Genomic DNA, 16590 nt, shown 5'->3' on the forward strand with positions numbered 1-16590 from the left:
CCCGTCGACGGACCGGCTCAGCAGCGCGTCAGCGGCGGAACCCGTCGTCACCCTCGTCGACGTCGACCGGCGGCTCGACGATCACGCCGACCTTCGCCACCTGCACCGTGCGCTTCCCCTTGGTCCCCCCGATGACGACCTTGCGCTGCGACACGTTGTTCTTGGTGCTGCGCTCGTAGAGGACCCTGTCCGGGTTGGCGGCGATCTCGACGTAGTAGGTGCCGTTCGCCACGCCGTTCAGGTCGAAGGCCTGCCCCTCCCGGAACTGCTCGTAGGTGTCGCCCGAGCCCGTGTCGAGGACCTCGCGGACCCCGAGCGCCGACCGGCTCCCGCAGGCCGTGGACAGGTCGGTGTTCCGCGGCTGCCAGCTGGCGCCCTTGACCGTGTAGTCGACGGCGTCGGTGTTGGCGAGGCAGAAGGCCTCCTTGCCGCTCACCACCCGCGTCTTGTGGTCGGCGCTGACGAGGCTGTAGCGCGCGAAGTCCTGGAAGTGCCAGTGCTGGTGGTGGTCCCGCGCGTCCCACTCCATGCCCCCGACCGGGGCGTAACCCTTCTGCTTCCCCGACGCCGTGAAGAAGTACTGGTAGGCGTTCATGAGGTTCTCGTCCTTCGAGTCCCGGAACCCGTCCACGACCAGCCGGCCCGGTCCGGCGTTCCAGACCGTGGCGCTGAAGTTCAGGTAGCGGCCGTCGGAGACGATGCCCCAGGCCGGCAGGGAGCGCAGGTCGGGCAGCGGGCCGCTCGGCTTCGCCCTCGACCCCGTCAGCCTGGTCGGTGCCTTCTCGGTCCGGGCGGCGGCGACCCGGGCCGCGCTCGTGCGCACCTTCGCGGCCTGGCGGCAGCCGCGGAGCTCCTCGCACCCGTCGTCGTCCGCCTCCACGACCGTCACGTGCACCGTCGCCTGCGCCTTCGCGACGGGGATCCGGAGCGCCGTGCGGTAGGCGGGCGTGATGCTCGTCGTCGCGACGTACGAGCCCGGCTTCAGGTCCGGCAGCTCGCTGATCCCGTAGTAGGCGTCCTCGCCACCCAGGCTCGCGGCGTAGCCGCGCTGCAGGCCCCACACGGCGCCGAGGGCGTAGGGGTTGGCGCCGCAGCCCTGCGGGTAGGGCGAGCTCGCCGGCGCGGACGGGGAACGACGCACCGGCTCGTAGACGTCGGGGCAGAAGGCGGACGTCGAGGTCGTGACGACCTTGCCCCTGCTGTCGCGGAACGTGGTGCGGGAGAAGTTCGCGAGGCCGCTGAGGTCGGGCGGTGCTGGCAGCGTGCGGTCGCGGCCCTTGCGCACCAGCCTGGCGACCACCGGGTGGTCGTAGTCCCGGCGCTCCGCGCGCACCTCGAAGGCCTGCTTGGCGTCGGCGACGGCGTACACGCCGAGGTCGCCGTCGAGGAAGGCCTCGTCCCCGTCGCTGTAGCGGTAGACCGTCACGCTGGACCGCGACGCCTCGAGCGTGAGCGCGGGACGGGTCGCGGCGCCGGCCGGGACGGCCCCGGCGACGGCGGTGGCCGCGACCGCGGCGGCGACCACCAACGAGCGGACGGCGTGGCGCACCACGCGTGGACGACGGTTCATCTTCGGATCCCCCTGGGTCTGGCCGGTGGGCACCGGCTTGGACCTGAAGGCAAGCACAGGTGACTGACAGGTTGCTCTCAGCGACGGCACTTGTTTCGCCGCGCAGTCGAAGTCGAGACCCAGGTCGTACACCGGCCCGACCGGAACGGTCCTCGGGGGCGACGCGAGGGACGCGCGCGGTCGAGGTCCCGCTCAGCGGTGCAGCAGGTGGCGGGCCATCACGACGCGCTGCACCTGGTTGGTGCCCTCGTAGATCTGGGTGATCTTGGCGTCGCGCATCATCCGCTCGACCGGGTAGTCGTGGGTGTAGCCGTAGCCGCCGAACAGCTGGACCGCGTCCGTCGTCACCGCCATCGCGACGTCGGAGGCGAAGCACTTCGCGCTCGCGCCGAACCAGGTCAGGTCGGGGTCGTTCCGCTCGGAGCGGCCCGCGGCGGCGTACGTGAGCTGGCGGGCGGCCTCGACCCGCATGCCCATGTCGGCGAGCATGAACTGGACGCCCTGGAAGTCGCCGACCGCGTGACCGAACTGCTGCCGCCCGGCCACGTACGCGAGCGTGGCGTCGAGCGCGCCCTGGGCGATGCCGACGGCCTGGGCGGCGATGGTCACCCGCGTGTGGTCGAGCGTGCGCATGGCCAGCGCGAAGCCGCCGCCCTCCTCCCCCACGAGCCGGTCGGCGGGCACGCGGACGTGGTCGAGGTAGACCTCGCAGGTCGGCGAGCCCTTGATCCCGAGCTTCCGCTCCGGCGCGCCGAAGGAGACACCCGAGTCGTCGCGCTCCACGACGAAGGCGCTGATGCCGTGGCCGCGCGGGGCGGTCGGGTCGGTCACGGCGAACACCGTGTAGAGGCTGGAGACGCCCGCGTTGCTGATCCAGCGCTTGGCCCCGTCCAGCACCCAGCCGTCACCGTCGCGCACCGCCCGGGTGCGCATCGCGGCCACGTCCGAGCCGGCCTCGGACTCCGACAGGCAGTAGCTGACCATGGCCTCGCCGCTGGCCACGAGCGGCAGGTAGCGCTGCTTGAGGGCCTCGCTGCCCGCGAGCAGCCAGGGCACGGTGCCCAGCTTGTTGACCGCCGGGACGAGCGAGGTGGAGGCGCAGGCGCGCGCGACCTCCTCGATGACGACGACGGTCGCCAGCGCGTCGGCCCCGACCCCGCCGTACGCCTCGGGCACGTGCGGGGCGTGGAAGTCGCCGGCGCGCAGCGCCTCGTAGGACTCCCAGCCGAACGCGGCCTGCTCGTCGACGGCGGCGGCCAGCGGCGCGACCTTGGCGTCGCAGACCTCGCGCACGGCCGCGCGGAACGCCTCGTGCTCCTCGGAGGTCCGGAACATCCCGCTGGCGTCGTCGCCCATGGCGGGAGCGTACTCCCGGGGTTACCCGCGGGTAACTTGTCGCCGCACGGGGGCCGGCGGGTCGGTCGGCTCGTCCAGGAGCTGCCGGGCCAGCAGCGTCCCGGCGGCCGTGGCGACGGGGAAGACCACCACCGCGACGAACGGCACGGAGAGCAGCAGGAAGGCCGGGACCCCGAGCCCGAGGCTCCGCCACCGGCGGCGGGCGAGCGTCGCGCGGCGCTCGCGCAGGGTGAGCACGCCCCGGCGCTCGAGCGGGCTGCCGACCAGCTCGGTGACGAGCATCCAGCCCCCGAACAGGGCGCCGCCGACGGGTGCGGCGACCTGGCCGACGACGGGGACGAAGCCGGCGCCGAAGAGCGCCGCGGCCCCGAGGGCCGACACGACCACGAGGCCGACCGACTGGCGCACGGTCCGGGCGAGCCCGGTACGGACGGGTTCGTCGACGGGGGCCGGGGCGTCCGGGGACGCGCGGTCGACGGCCTCGCTGATGGCGTCGTAGACCGGGGAGCCGAGGGCCAGCGTGAGCGTGCTGAACAGCAGCACCATGAGCAGCACCGTGCCGCCGACGAGCAATGTCCCGACGACCACGCGGACGGCGGTGGCCGCGCCGGCCGACCACGCGTCCGCGAAGGGCGTCAGCGCCGCGGTCAGGCCGGCAAGGTGGCCGACCAGCAGCACGAGCGCGACGACGAAGACGACCGACGTGACCGCGGGTGGCACCGCACCGAGCCAGAACAGCCGGGGCCGGCGCACCAGGAAGGACGCGGCGCGCCCGAGCAGCCTCAGCCCGCCGACGGCCTCAGCCGGGGCGGACGGCACGCCGCACCGCCTCGCCCTTCGCCTCCGCGCTGCGCCGCAGGTCGTCCTGGAAGGCGAGCATCGCCGTGGTCAGCAACGGGTCGCCGCTGGCGAGGATGCGGACGGCGAGCAGGCCGGCGTTGCGGGCGTTGCCCACCGCCACGGTCGCGACCGGGACGCCGGCCGGCATCTGCACGATCGAGAGCAGCGAGTCGAGGCCCTCGAGGTGCCTGAGCGCGACCGGGACGCCGATCACGGGCAGCGGGGTGACCGCGGCGAGCATCCCGGGCAGGTGGGCCGCGCCGCCGGCACCGGCGATGATCACCTCGAGCCCGCGCTCGTGGGCGCCGTGCCCGTACGCGAGCATCGCGTCCGGCATCCGGTGGGCGGAGACGACGTCGGCCTCGTACGCGACCCCGAACTCGGCCAGCGCCTGCGCGGCGGCCTCCATGGTCGGCCAGTCGGAGTCGGAGCCCATGACGATGCCGACACGCGGCCGACCCGGGCTCTCGCCCGTGGTGGCGGTGGGCGTGGTGGTCTCAGGCATCGTGGTCCCCCATCAGGTAGCCGGCGGCGTGCCGCGCGCGGCGGCGGACCTCGACCAGGTCGTCGCCGTACGCGGTCACGTGCCCGACCTTGCGGCCCGGCTTGACCTCCTTGCCGTAGAGCTGGACGCGCAGGCGCCGGTCGCGGGCGAAGCAGTGCAGCAGGGTCGAGGGCAGGTCGGGCTCGGAGCCGCCGAGGACGTTGCCCATCACCGTCCACGGGTCGCGCGTGCCCGGGTCGCCGAGCGGCAGGTCGAGCACGGCGCGCAGGTGGTTCTCGAACTGCGAGGTGTGGGCGCCGTCGATGCTCCAGTGCCCGGTGTTGTGCGGGCGCATGGCCAGCTCGTTGACGACGACCGTGCCGTCGCGGCGTTCCATGAGCTCGACGGCGAGCACCCCCACCACCCCCAGCTCTCCGGCGACCTGCAGGGCGAGCGCCTCGGCGGCGACGGCCTGCTCCTCGGTCAGCCCGGGCGCGGGCGTGGTGGTCTCGACGCAGATGCCGTCGCGCTGCACCGACTCCGAGACCGGGTAGGCCACGGCCTGGCCGCTGGGCGAGCGCACGACGAGGGCGCTCAGCTCACGGGCGAAGTCCACGTACTCCTCGGCCAGGATCTCGGCGCCGGCCGAGAGCCCGCCGAGCGCGGCGAAGGGTTCGTCGGCCTGGTCGGGCGCGTCGATCTTCCACACGCCCTTGCCGTCGTAGCCGCCGCGCGAGGTCTTGGCGATGACGGGCCAGCCGGTCTCGTCGCCGAACGTGCGCAGGGCGTCCGCGTCGGCGACCACGCGGTAGGCCGGGCACGGGATCCCTGCGGCGCTCAGCCGGTCGCGCATGACGACCTTGTCCTGCGCGTGGATCAGCGCGTCCGGACCGGGCCGCACGGCGGTGCCCGACGCCTCCAGGTCGCGCAGCAGGCCGGTGGGCACGTGCTCGTGGTCGAAGGTGATGACGTCGCAGCGCGCGGCGAACGCCCGCAGCGTCTCGGCGTCGGTGTAGTCGCCGACCGTGACGTCGTGGACGACCTGCGCCGCGGACACGTCCGGGCCCTCCGCCAGCAGCGCGACCCGGACGCCGAGACCGATCGAGGCCTCGTACATCATCCGGGCCAGCTGGCCGCCACCGACGATCCCGACGACGAAGGGCCGGACGGGCGCAGGTGAGGTCGTCACGCCGCGGGAGCCTATCCGCCCCCGCCGCGACGGTCACCCGGTCACCGGCCCGCGAGCGGCTCAGCCCAGCCGGGCGTCCATCACCAGCGCGCCGCTGGCGTCGGTGATCATCAGCTCGCGGGCCTGGTCGACCGGCAGCGCGGCGTTCACGCTGCAGCGGACGGGGTCGGCGCCCGTGCCCAGGAAGCTGCCCGCGCTGACGCGTTCGCCGTCGGCGCGGACGAAGGTCACCGCGTAGCTGCCGCCGGCCGCCAGGCCCCGGGCCTCGAGCTTGAGCTCCGTGCCCCAGGTGTGCCGGACCAGGCCCGCGTCCGCGGTGAGCCCCGGCTGGTCCACGTTGAGGGCGACGGCGATCACCGGCGGGTCCGTGCGCGGACCCGTGAACCAGCTGCCCACCCCGAAGGCGACCGCCAGCGACGCCGCGACCAGGACCCCGCCGCCGGCGCGACGCCAGCGGGAGCGGCGGGCGGCCGCACGCCGGCGTCGCCGTACGGTCTGCAGGACCTGGTCACCGAGATCGGCGGGCGGTGCCTCCCGGTCGAGGTCGGCGGGCTCCAGCTCGTGCAGCGCGGCGGCCACGGGGAGCAGGTCGGCCACCTCGGCGCGGCACGCCTCGCACCCGGCGAGGTGGGCCCGGACGGTGTCGACGCCGTCGGCGTCCAGCTGCTCGAGGACGTAGGCCCCCAGCAGCTCGCGCAGCGCGCGGTGCTCCTCCTCGTTCACCAGGACACCCCCATCTCCTCCATCGTCACCCGCAAGGCTTTCAGTGCGTAGAACATCCGGCTCCGCAAGGTGCCGGCCGGGACGCCGCTGGTGGCGGCCAGCTCGTCGTACGTGCGGCCCCGCAGGTGGGTCTCGACGATCACCTGGCGGTGCTCCGGGCTCAGCCGGTCGAGGGCCTGCGTCACGACCGCGCGGGCGAGGACGGTGTCGGTCCGATCGGTGACCGGGGGCAGGCCGGCGGCCACCCCGGCCTCGTCCGCCGTCACGTGCGCGAAGGACGCGGTGCTGCGGCGCCGGTGCAGGTCGATCACCACGTTGCGGGCGATGGCGAAGAGCCACGTGCGCAGGCTGGCCAGGCCCGGGTCGTAGTGCCGGGCCGACTGCCACGCCCGCAGGAAGGTCTCCTGCACCGCGTCCTGGGCGAGGCCTGCGTCACCGAGCCCCCGGAACGCGAACCGGTAGATCTCCGGGCCGTGGTCGTCGTACGCCGCGCGCAGGCCGACGTCGTGCGACAGGTCCGTCGTCACCGCCCCGCCCACCTCCCTCCGCTCGTTCCCCGAGGTGGTTACGCGGGCCGACCGCCTCGCGTTCACCCGAGTTCGTCACGAGGCGGGCAGCGGACTGGCCGGAAAAAGATCGCGGTCCGTCCTGAACGCCGGCGCACGCGGCTGCGTAGACACCTCCAGCCGCCGTCGGGCGGACTCCCCCCGCCCGGGTCTGGGCGACCGAAGGGAACTGACCGTGAAGATCCGCCGCGTCACCATCGCCGTCGCCGGCCTCGCCGTCGCCGGGCTCGCCGTCCCGGCCACCGCCATGGCGGCCGCCGCCGACGACGCCACCGGGCTGTCCGACGGGGGCACCCGCCTCGTCCGCTTCGACACCGACAAGCCGGGCAAGGCCAAGCGCACCAAGGCGATCACCGGCCTGGTCGGCGACACCGCGCTCGTCGGCATCGACCGCCGCGTCCAGAACGGCAAGCTCTACGGCGTCGGCAACCAGGGCGGCCTCTACACGCTGTCGACCAGCTCGGCGAAGGCCACGAGCGTCGGCGAGCTGACCGTCGAGCTCGACGGCACCTCGTTCGGCGTCGACTTCAACCCGGTCGCCAACGCCCTGCGGATCGTGAGCGACACCGGCCAGAACCTACGCCAGCCGTTCGGCGAGGGCGACGGGGCCACCGCCGCGACGGTGACCGACGGCTCGCTCGCGTACGCGACCCCGACCGGCCCGGTCGCCGCGACCGGCGTGGGCGGGGCGGCCTACACGAACAACGACCTGGCCGCGGCCACCGCGACGACCCTGTTCGTGCTGGACACGGCCCAGGACCAGATCGCGATCCAGTCCCCGGCCAACGCCGGCACCCTGGCCGCCACCGGCAAGCTCGGGGTGGACGCGGGTGCGGAGGTCGGGTTCGACATCTTCTCCGACATCAAGTCCGGCCGGACCAACTCCGTCGAGGGCTACGCGACCGTGACCGCCGGGGGCAAGACGTCCTTCTACACGGTCGACCTGCTGACCGGCGACATCGACAAGGTCGGCTCGCTGCCCTACTCCGTCACCGACCTCGCCGTCGATCTCGACTGACGGCTGACGGGGGGTGCCGCCCGGGCCGGGGGGAGCCCGGGCGGCGGCCCCACCGTGTCGCGCTCGTTCGGGTCGTGCTCGTGGGGGTCGGGCCGGTCAGGGCCGCCGCGCGGCGGCGTCGTGCACCATCCGCAGCTCGCCCTCACCGTCCGGCGACGGCCCCGCGTCGGTGAAGCCGTGCCGGGCGTACAGCCGGCGGGCCGCGGCGTTGTCCGCGTAGACCGAGAGGACCACGGCCCGCCCGGGGTACGCCTCGGCCGCGAGGGCCAGGACGGCGGTGACGGCGGCGTCGGCCACGCCGGTCCCGCGCGCGGGCGGGGCGACCCACATGCCGATCAGCTCGGGCGGTTCCCCGCCCGCGGGCGCGGCCAGGCTGACCATCCCCACGTCCTCGCCGGCGCGCACGACGACGAGGTTGTGCGGGACCGACGCCAGCCGGTCCCGCCAGCGCTCCTCTGTGTCACCCGCCCCGCTCCAGCCCGCGAGCGTCGACCCGAACGCCTGCGGGGCCTCGGCCAGCGCGGCGAGCCGCAGCGCGCGCCAGCGGCGCCAGGCGTCGGCGGCTACCGCGACGACCTCCATGCTCAGCGGGTCAGGTCGAGGACCAGACGTCCGCGGACCCCGCCCGCCTCCATGCGCCGGTGGGCCTCGGCCGCGTCGGCCGCCGGCACGACGTCAGCCACCCGCAGGGTCACCTCGCCCGCCTCGGCCTGCTCGCGCAGCCGCTCGAGCGCGGGCGTGTTCTGCGCGTAGTCCCGCACGAAGACGGGCACCATCCGGAGGCCGCGGGCCAGCTCCTGCTCGGCGTCCTCGCCGCGGTAGCCGCGGACGGTGACCACCACGCCCCCGTCGCGCACGGCGGGCAGGGCGGCGGCGCCGAGGAGCGCACCGTCGGCCAGGCCGTCGACCCCGTCCGGGAACTGCTCGCGCACCGCTGCGGCGAAGCCGTCCCCGCGGGGCACGACCACGTCGGCGCCCAGGGTGCGGACCAGCTCGACGTCGGCGTCGCTCGCGTCGGCCACGACCGTGAGGCCGTCGGCCTTGGCGAGCTCGACGAGGTAGCCCCCGAAGGAACCCGCCGCGCCGGTCACCGCGACGACGTGCCCACGGTCCAGCGTCATCTCGTCGAGGGCCAGCCGGGCCGTGAGGCCGTTCATGGGCAGGGTCGAGGCCGCGGCGTCGTCCACGCCCGCGGGCGCGGGGACGACGGAGGCCGCCGGCAGCGCGACCTGCTCGCGGTAGGCGCCGTGGCCGCCGGAGGGCAGCACGATCGCCATCACCCGGTCGCCGACCGCCAGACGGCCGTCCGTGCCCGGGCCGACCTCGTCGACGACCCCGGAGACGTCCATCCCGGGGACGGCCGGGAGCTCGGGCGGCGTGCCCGCCATCCGCGCGTACAGCCCGCTCCGCACCCCGACGTCCGTCGGGTTGACCGTCGCCGCCCGCACGGCGACCCGCACCTCGCCGGGACCCGCGTGCACCTCGGGCACCTCGACCACGTGCAGGGCCTCGGGCCCACCGAACTCCGTCACCGCTACTGCTCTCATGCCCGGTGCAAGAGGTGCGGCGGCGACCTTTGTTCCCCGTACGCGGCCGGTGCGAGAAGGCTCACGCGAGCCGGAAGATCACGCCCCGCTGCACGACGAAGTTGACCGTCGTGGCCACGCCCTGGGCCACGACGAAGCCGACCACCTGGACCACGGTCAGGGAGAAGCCGTGCGCGCTCAGCGCGGTGAACAGGACGGAGAAGAGACCGACCTGCAGGCCGAACGTCAGCGCGTACAGCACGACCACGGCGACGAACCGGCGCCGGGACGGTTCCGCGCGGAACGTCCAGCGCCGGTTGATCAGGTACGCGGTGGTCGTGCCGGCGACGAAGGAGAGCGCCTTGGCGCCGGTGTGCCCGAGCCCCAGGTGCATGAGCAGGACCAGCAGGCCGAAGTCGACGAGCGCGGAGAGCCCGCCCGTGAGGACGAACCGCACGAGCTGGGTCTTGAGGGGCAGGGCCGACGTGCGCTCGGCGACCGGGAGCTCGACGGGCTGCGGGAGGTGGCTCACCGGCCGGACCCCTGCCCCGGCGCGGCCGAGAGCTCGCCGAACAGCTGCTCCGTGACCGCGCGCTGCACGTGCCGGACGTCGGGGACGTCGCGCAGGGCGACCGCGCCCTCGCCGGCCGTCTGGGCGACGAGCGTCCCGCAGCCGAGCAGGCGGTCGCCCAGGCTGCGCTGGGTGGACACGTCGTTGACCCGCCACAGCGGGAGGTCGACGCTCACCTTGTTGAGCACGCCGGTCCGCATGACCAGCCGGCGGTTCGTCAGGGAGTAGGTGGTGGCCCGCCAGCGCAGGAACGGGCGTACGCACGCCCAGCCGGCGAGCGCACCGCCGAGCACGAGGACGACGAGCTGCCCGAACGGGCGGTAGTCGGTCGGGATCACGGCCGTCCCGGCGCCGACCAGCGCGCCGGTCCCGATGAGCGCCAGCGCGGGCCCGACGAGCGCCTTGGCGTGGGTCCGGGTGTGCAGGACCTCGTACTCGTCGGCGCCCAGCATCCGCGACGGCAGCCCCACACCGTTCATGGTGGCACAGCGCACCGCGCCGGACGTCCGACTCGGGTCTCGACCTCGTCAGCCCCGGACGAGCCCGTCCCAGGACCAGCGCGGGATCTCCAGACCGTCGGGGACGTCGTCGGGCGAGTCCGGGTAGGCGTTCATCGCGGTGCGCGTCGCCCACGCGAAGTAGGCGTGCAGCACGTCACCGACGGCGGTTCCGGTGCTGGTCCCGACGTCGTCGAGCGCCCCGTCGAAGCAGGCGACCGCCCGGTCGTCCATCTCCTGGTGCTCGCCGTTCCCGCCGTGGACCCGGGCCACCGACGACCCGTCGCCGTACGCGGTGGAGAAGGTCGGCGGCCCACCGAGCGCCTCGCCCCAGTAGGCCGCGAGTCGTTCGACGTGGTGCGGATCGACCCCGCGGGAGAACGCGTGGCCCACGACCTCGTCGGCCACCACCCGCCGGTGCCACGCCCCGGCCAGCGCGACCATCCCGTCCCGCCCGCCGGCGGCCTCGTACACGCTCGTCTCCCGCGCGGGATCGGTCACCTCCTCACCGTGGCACGGAACGACGGGAGAGGGAATGCCCCCTGAGCTTGTCGAAGGGCTCCAAAGGAGTTGGCCTCCTGGAGAAGACGCCGACCTCTTCGAGGCCCTTCGACAGGCTCAGGGGGCGTCTCGAGGTCAGGAACGCCCCCTGAGCTCGTCGAAGGGGTCCGAAGGAGTTGGACTCCTGGAGAAGACGCCGACCTCTTCGAGGCCCTTCGACAGGCTCAGGGGGCGTCTCGAGGTCAGGAACGCTCCCTGAGCTCGTCGAAGGGCCCCGCAGGGGTTGGCGTTCCGCCCGGGTCAGCGCAGGTGGACCACGTCGCCGGCGCCGAAGGTGCGCCGGCCGTCGGCGTTCTCGACCACGAGGCGGCCCGAGCCGTCGACGTCGACCGCGACGCCGACCACGGAGGTGCCGTCGGAGAGGTCGACCCGCACCTCGCGCCCGATCGTCGCGCAGCGTTCGCGGTAGGCCAGCGCCAGGCCGTCGCCGTTCAGGCCGGGCACCGCCGCGACCTCCTCCCAGCGCGCGAGGATCCGCTCGAGCGACCGCAGGGTCGTCGACACGATGCTCGTGCGGTGTAGCGGGAAGGCCCCCAGCCCGAGCTCGTCGAGGACGATGGCGAGGGAGGTCGCGGTGGGAACCGGCAGCTGCTCGGTCGTCAGGTGCACGTTGAGGCCCATGCCGATCACGACGGCCGGCCCGTCGGGCGTCTCCACCCGCTCGGCGAGGATCCCGGAGACCTTGCGGCCCAGCACCAGCACGTCGTTCGGCCACTTGAGGTCGGCCGGGAGGTCGGCCTCCTGGCGGATGCCGTCGGACACGGCGAGCCCGGCGAGCAGGGGCAGCCAGGTCCAGCGGTCGGCGGGGACGGCCGGGCGGACCAGCACGGACATGGCGATGCTCGTGCCGGGCGGCGCCGTCCACGTCCGGCCGAGCCGTCCCCGGCCCGCGGACTGGTGGTCGGCCAGCAGCACGCTGCCTGCCGGAGCACCGGCGCGCGCGGCGGCCGCGAGGTCGGCGTTGGTCGACCCCGTCTCGTCGACCACGTCGATCGCGGACCACAGGCTCTCCACGTCGACGAGCTCGGCCAGGAGCGTCGCGCGCTCGATCGGGTCGTCGGCACGGGCGGCAGGGTCAGGCACGTCCGCACCCTAGTGGGGCACCGGCGGGGCTAGGGTTCCCTGCTGTGAGTCTCGACGTCGACCCCGCGCAGACCGGACAGCCGGACATCCACACGACGGCCGGCAAGCTGGCCGACCTCGACACCCGGATGGACGAGGCCGTGCACGCCGGTTCCGCCGCGGCGGTGGAGAAGCAGCACGCCCGCGGCAAGCTGACCGCGCGCGAGCGGATCGCCCTGCTCCTCGACCCGGGCTCGTTCACCGAGCTGGACGAGTTCGCGCGGCACCGCTCGACGACGTTCGGGATGGAGAAGCGGCGCCCGTACGGCGACGGCGTGGTCACCGGCTTCGGCGAGGTGGACGGCCGCCCGGTGTGCGTCTTCAGCCAGGACGTGACCGTCTTCGGCGGCAGCCTCGGCGAGGTCTACGGCGAGAAGATCGTCAAGATCATCGACTTCGCGCTGAAGACCGGCTGCCCGCTCATCGGGCTCAACGAGGGCGGCGGCGCGCGCATCCAGGAGGGCGTGGTCAGCCTCGGCCTCTACGGCGAGATCTTCCGCCGCAACACCCACGCCTCGGGCGTCATCCCGCAGATCTCGCTGATCATGGGCGCGGCGGCCGGCGGGCACGTCTACTCCCCCGCGCTCACCGACTTCGTCGTCATGGTCGACAAGACCTCGCAGATGTTCATCACCGGCCCCGACGTGATCAAGACCGTCACCGGCGAGGACGTCACCATGGAGGACCTCGGCGGCGGGCGGACGCACAACACGAAGTCCGGCAACGCGCACTACCTCGCCACCGACGAGGAGGACGCCATCTCCTACGTGCGTGCGCTGCTGTCCTTCCTGCCGCAGAACAACCTCGAGGACCCGCCCGCCTACGAGGTGGACAACGGGCTCGAGGTGCACGACGTGGACCGCGAGCTCGACACGCTGGTCCCGGACTCGCCCAACCAGCCGTACGACATGCACGAGGTGCTCGAGCACGTGCTGGACGACGGCGACTTCCTGGAGGTCCAGCAGCTCTTCGCGCCGAACATCCTCGTCGGCTTCGGCCGCATCGACGGCCGCGCGGTCGGCGTCGTGGCCAACCAGCCGCTGCACTTCGCGGGCTGCCTGGACATCGACGCGTCGGAGAAGGCCGCCCGGTTCGTCCGGACCTGCGACGCCTTCAACGTCCCCGTGGTCACGTTCGTCGACGTGCCCGGCTTCCTGCCCGGCACCGACCAGGAGTGGAACGGGATCATCCGCCGCGGCGCCAAGCTGATCTACGCCTACGCCGAGGCCACCGTCCCGCTCGTCACCGTCATCACCCGCAAGGCCTACGGCGGCGCGTACGACGTGATGGGGTCCAAGCACCTCGGCGCCGACTTCAACCTCGCCTGGCCGACCGCGCAGATCGCCGTGATGGGCGCCCAGGGCGCGGTGAACATCCTCCACCGCCGCGAGCTGAACGACCACCCGGACGCCGAGGCCCGCCGCGCCGAGCTGATCACCGCGTACGACGACGAGCTGGCCAACCCGTACGTCGCGGCCGAGCGCGGCTACGTCGACGCGGTCATCGCCCCGCACGAGACGCGGTCCGAGATCACCCGGGTGCTGCGGCTGCTGCGCAACAAGCGCGAGACGCTGCCGCCCAAGAAGCACGGGAACATCCCCCTGTGAGCGGAGCGAACCGGTGGGCGCTGTGAGCAACGCCGGTCACGATCCCGGTGACGCGACCGACGGCGCTCCCGTCGAGCCGCTGTTCCGCGTCGTGCGCGGGGCGCCCACCGACGTCGAGCTGGCGGCGCTGAGCGTCGTGCTGGCCGCCCGGACCCGGCCGGTCGACGAGCCGGCGCCGCCGCGGCAGGGACCGTCGGCGTGGGCCGCGTCGGCGCGCGCGGGCCGCGAGCCCGGTCGGCCCGGGCCCGACGCCTGGCGCCGGTCCGCCCGCGGCTGACCGCGGGTCGACGAACCGCGGCCCCGGGCTAGGTTGAGCGTCCTCTGACCCGAACGAGGAGGACCCCGTGAGCGCCGTCGACGACATCGTGGCCCAGCTGCCCATGAACGCCCTGGCCGGTCAGGTCGGCAGCGACGAGCAGTCGACCGAGGCCGCCGTGCGCCAGGTCCTGCCGGCGCTGCTCGGCGGGCTGCACGCCAACGCGCAGGACCCGGCGGGGGCGGCCTCGCTGGCCGGCGCGCTCGGCCAGCACTCCCCCGACCTCGTCCAGGGCGGCGTCGACCTCGGCCAGGTCGACCAGGGCGAGGGCAGCAAGATCGTCAGCAACATCTTCGGCGGCCAGTCCGACCAGGTCGCGCAGACCCTCGGCGGCTCGCTCGGCGGCCAGACCGGCCTGGTGCAGAAGCTCCTGCCGATCCTCGCCCCGATCGTGCTGTCCTACCTGACCCAGCGCCTCGGCGGGCAGGGCCAGGCGGCGCAGCAGGGCGGCGGCCTCGCCGACGTGCTCGGTGGCCTTCTCGGCGGTCAGGGGCAGGGGGCCGGCGCGGGCGGCCTCGGCGGCCTCCTCGGCGGGCTGCTCGGCGGCGGCCAGGCCGGTTCGTCCTCCCCGGGCGGGCTCGGCGACGTCCTCGGTGGCCTGCTCGGCGGCGGACGCCGCTGAGCACGGACGCGCAGGAGCGACGAGCGGTGAGCGAGCCGACGACGGACCCGACCCCGACGGACGGGGCGGCCGACGGCGTACGCCTCGTCCTCGCCTCGGCCTCGCCCGCAAGGCTGGCCACGTTGCGCAGCGCGGGCTTCGACCCGGAGGTCGTGGTGTCCGGGGTCGACGAGTCGGACGTCGTGGCCGACAACCCGGCCGCGCTGACCGCGGAGCTGGCCCGGCTCAAGGCCGAGGCCGTCGACGCGACGCTGGCCCTCGACGGCCGGACCACCGTGCTCGTCGGCTGCGACTCGATGCTCGAGCTCGACGGGCAGGCGTACGGCAAGCCCGGTTCCGCCGCCGCCGCGGTCGAGCGCTGGCGGCTGATGCGCGGTCGCACCGGCGTTCTCAACACGGGTCACCACGTCGTCGTGCACACGGGCGGTGCGCGGGCGGTGCGCAGCGCGGTCGGATCCACGCGGGTGACGTTCGCGGACCTGTCGGACGCGGAGGTCGACGCCTACGTCGCCACGCGCGAGCCGCTCGAGGTGGCCGGGGCGTTCACGGTCGACGGGTTGGGCGGGCCGTTCGTGGAGCGGATCGAGGGCGACCACCACAACGTGGTGGGCATCAGCCTCCCGCTGCTGCGGAGGCTCCTCGCCGACCTCGGGGTCGCCTGGCCGTCGCTCTGGCGTCGTCGCTGACGCACTCTCCCCGGGCGGGCGCCCGCCCTGCCGGTGCGGCCGGCTCAGCCGAGCAGCGTGAGCACGACCAGCGTGGCGTTCAGCGCCACCACGATGCCGACCACCAGCCAGGCCAGGCGGATCACGTTCCGCCCGGTCGGCGCGAGCCGCATCAGGTCGTCGTCGGCGGCGATCCGGACCAGCGGCACGAGCGCGAACGGGATGCCGAAGGACAGCACGACCTGCGAGCCGATCAGCAGCTCGGTCGGGTCCAGGCCCACGGCGAGCAGCACCAGCGCGGGACCGGCCGTCATCAGCCGTCGCACGAGGAGCGGGATCCGCCGGTGCAGCAGCCCCTCGGTGATCACCGCCCCGGCGTAGCCGCCGACCGAGGTCGAGGCGAGGCCGGACGCGAGCAGCCCGAGGGCGAACAGGGTCGCGACGCCGGAGCCGAGGCGGGAGCCGATGCCCTCGACCGCGTCGGGCAGCCCGTCGATCTCCAGGCCGGTGAGGGTGGTGGCGGCGACGAGCAGCATGCCGATGTTCACGGCGCCGGCCAGCACCATCGCCAGGGTCACGTCGATCCGGACGCCCCGCAGGACGCCGTGGGCGTCAGCCTCCGTGGCGCGGCCGTGCCGGTCGCCGACGAGCGCCGAGTGCAGGTAGACCGCGTGCGGCATCACGGTCGCGCCCAGCATGCCGACCGCGAGCAGCGCGCTGTCCGCGCCGGCGAGACGGGGCACGAGGCCGCCGAGGGCCCCGACGGGGTCGGGCGGGTCGAGGAACAGCCCGGCGAGGAAGCCGACCGCGACGACGGCGAGCATGCCCGTCACCACCCGCTCGAACACCTTCTGCCGGCGCCGGCTCTGCAGCAGCAGCAGCGCGGTGCTGACCGCCGTCGTGATGACGGCACCGACGACCACGGGCAGCCCGAAGAGCAGGTTGAGCGCGAGCGAACCGCCGACGATCTCCGCGAGGTCGGTCGCCACGGCGACGATCTCGGCCTGGACCCAGAACGTGCGGCGCAGACCGGGGGTGTTCCGTTCGCCGACCAGCGCCGGCAGCGACCGGCCGGTGAGCCAGCCGACCTTGGCCGACAGGTACTGCACCAGCCCCGCCATCAGCGTCGCGCCGACCAGCACCCAGAGCAGCAGGTACCCGTACGCCGCCCCCGCGGCCGTGTTCGTCGCGACGTTGCCGGGGTCGACGTACGCCACGGCCGCGACGAACGCGGGCCCGAGCAGGCGAGAGCCCGCGCGGAACCGCTCGATCCGCTCCCGCTGCACCAGCACGCGCCACTCCCGGCCGTTCGTCGCCTCACCCTGCGGACCGCAGGGTAACCAGCACCAGCCATTCG

At 74.3% G+C, this 16590-nt stretch carries 19 protein-coding genes; 5 read left to right on the forward strand and 14 right to left on the reverse strand.

From position 1 onward, the window contains the following. Positions 1–28: 28 nt before the first annotated feature. The 7 genes from ABD665_RS14445 to ABD665_RS14475 form a co-directional block, all read right to left on the reverse strand. Positions 29–1570: a lysyl oxidase family protein gene (locus ABD665_RS14445; protein WP_204913339.1), complete on the reverse strand. Its 1542-nt coding sequence runs from the start codon at positions 1568–1570 to the stop codon at positions 29–31. 192 nt (positions 1571–1762) lie between these two features. Beyond that, on the reverse strand, positions 1763–2926 hold the full coding sequence (locus ABD665_RS14450) for an acyl-CoA dehydrogenase family protein (RefSeq protein WP_204913340.1): 1164 nt from the start codon (positions 2924–2926) through the stop codon (positions 1763–1765). 21 nt (positions 2927–2947) lie between these two features. Beyond that, positions 2948–3745 (reverse strand): EI24 domain-containing protein, encoded by a 798-nt coding sequence (locus ABD665_RS14455; RefSeq protein WP_204913341.1) that lies wholly within the window; start codon positions 3743–3745, stop codon positions 2948–2950. Continuing rightward, complete coding sequence (gene purE / locus ABD665_RS14460) at positions 3726–4271, reverse strand: 5-(carboxyamino)imidazole ribonucleotide mutase (protein WP_204913342.1); 546 nt, start codon at positions 4269–4271, stop codon at positions 3726–3728. The genes ABD665_RS14455 and purE overlap by 20 nt, the downstream gene beginning before the upstream one ends. Further along, positions 4264–5439: a 5-(carboxyamino)imidazole ribonucleotide synthase gene (locus ABD665_RS14465; protein ID WP_344742474.1), complete on the reverse strand. Its 1176-nt coding sequence runs from the start codon at positions 5437–5439 to the stop codon at positions 4264–4266. The genes purE and ABD665_RS14465 overlap by 8 nt, the downstream gene beginning before the upstream one ends. Positions 5440–5499: 60 nt before the next feature. Next, a complete protein-coding gene (locus tag ABD665_RS14470) occupies positions 5500–6162 on the reverse strand; it encodes a zf-HC2 domain-containing protein (RefSeq protein ID WP_204913343.1) in 663 nt (220 codons plus the stop codon). Next, positions 6159–6689: a sigma-70 family RNA polymerase sigma factor gene (locus tag ABD665_RS14475; RefSeq protein WP_344742475.1), complete on the reverse strand. Its 531-nt coding sequence runs from the start codon at positions 6687–6689 to the stop codon at positions 6159–6161. Before ABD665_RS14475 ends, ABD665_RS14470 begins: the two co-directional genes overlap by 4 nt. A gap of 214 nt (positions 6690–6903) precedes the next feature. Between ABD665_RS14475 and ABD665_RS14480 the strand changes: the two genes are divergently transcribed. Continuing rightward, positions 6904–7746 (forward strand): DUF4394 domain-containing protein, encoded by an 843-nt coding sequence (locus tag ABD665_RS14480; protein WP_204913345.1) that lies wholly within the window; start codon positions 6904–6906, stop codon positions 7744–7746. 96 nt (positions 7747–7842) lie between these two features. Here the strand turns inward: ABD665_RS14480 and ABD665_RS14485 are convergent, their stop codons facing one another. The 6 genes from ABD665_RS14485 to ABD665_RS14510 form a co-directional block, all read right to left on the reverse strand. Further along, on the reverse strand, positions 7843–8328 hold the full coding sequence (locus ABD665_RS14485; protein ID WP_204913346.1) for a GNAT family N-acetyltransferase: 486 nt from the start codon (positions 8326–8328) through the stop codon (positions 7843–7845). 2 nt (positions 8329–8330) lie between these two features. Further along, complete coding sequence (locus ABD665_RS14490; protein WP_204913347.1) at positions 8331–9278, reverse strand: alcohol dehydrogenase catalytic domain-containing protein; 948 nt, start codon at positions 9276–9278, stop codon at positions 8331–8333. A 76-nt stretch (positions 9279–9354) separates the two neighbouring features. After that, positions 9355–9804, reverse strand: a complete 450-nt coding sequence (locus ABD665_RS14495; protein WP_344742476.1) for a GtrA family protein — start codon at positions 9802–9804, stop codon at positions 9355–9357. Then, positions 9801–10313, reverse strand: coding sequence for a PH domain-containing protein (locus ABD665_RS14500; RefSeq protein ID WP_204913348.1), 513 nt, complete (start codon positions 10311–10313; stop codon positions 9801–9803). Before ABD665_RS14500 ends, ABD665_RS14495 begins: the two co-directional genes overlap by 4 nt. Positions 10314–10370: 57 nt before the next feature. Then, complete coding sequence (locus ABD665_RS14505; RefSeq protein ID WP_344742477.1) at positions 10371–10841, reverse strand: globin domain-containing protein; 471 nt, start codon at positions 10839–10841, stop codon at positions 10371–10373. 300 nt (positions 10842–11141) lie between these two features. Continuing rightward, the gene (locus tag ABD665_RS14510; RefSeq protein ID WP_204913349.1) at positions 11142–11984 is read right to left on the reverse strand and encodes a biotin--[acetyl-CoA-carboxylase] ligase; all 843 of its coding nucleotides are present in this window, start codon (positions 11982–11984) and stop codon (positions 11142–11144) included. Between the two features lie 128 nt (positions 11985–12112). Between ABD665_RS14510 and ABD665_RS14515 the strand changes: the two genes are divergently transcribed. The 4 genes from ABD665_RS14515 to ABD665_RS14530 all read left to right on the forward strand — a co-directional run bounded on the left by ABD665_RS14515 (position 12113) and on the right by ABD665_RS14530 (position 15254). After that, positions 12113–13630, forward strand: a complete 1518-nt coding sequence (locus tag ABD665_RS14515) for a carboxyl transferase domain-containing protein (protein ID WP_204914933.1) — start codon at positions 12113–12115, stop codon at positions 13628–13630. 22 nt (positions 13631–13652) lie between these two features. After that, entirely contained in the window at positions 13653–13907 is a 255-nt protein-coding gene (locus tag ABD665_RS14520; protein WP_344742478.1) for an acyl-CoA carboxylase subunit epsilon, read from the forward strand. Between the two features lie 67 nt (positions 13908–13974). Further along, positions 13975–14568 (forward strand): DUF937 domain-containing protein, encoded by a 594-nt coding sequence (locus tag ABD665_RS14525; RefSeq protein ID WP_204913351.1) that lies wholly within the window; start codon positions 13975–13977, stop codon positions 14566–14568. Positions 14569–14594: 26 nt separating this feature from the next. After that, a complete protein-coding gene (locus tag ABD665_RS14530) occupies positions 14595–15254 on the forward strand; it encodes a Maf family nucleotide pyrophosphatase (protein WP_204913352.1) in 660 nt (219 codons plus the stop codon). A gap of 44 nt (positions 15255–15298) precedes the next feature. Here ABD665_RS14530 and ABD665_RS14535 read toward each other — a convergent pair whose 3' ends face one another. Then, entirely contained in the window at positions 15299–16519 is a 1221-nt protein-coding gene (locus ABD665_RS14535; RefSeq protein ID WP_344742583.1) for an Nramp family divalent metal transporter, read from the reverse strand. Positions 16520–16590 lie beyond the last annotated feature (71 nt).

Source organism: Microlunatus spumicola (assembly GCF_039536445.1).
GTDB classification, from domain to species: Bacteria; Actinomycetota; Actinomycetes; order Propionibacteriales; family Propionibacteriaceae; genus Microlunatus; species Microlunatus spumicola.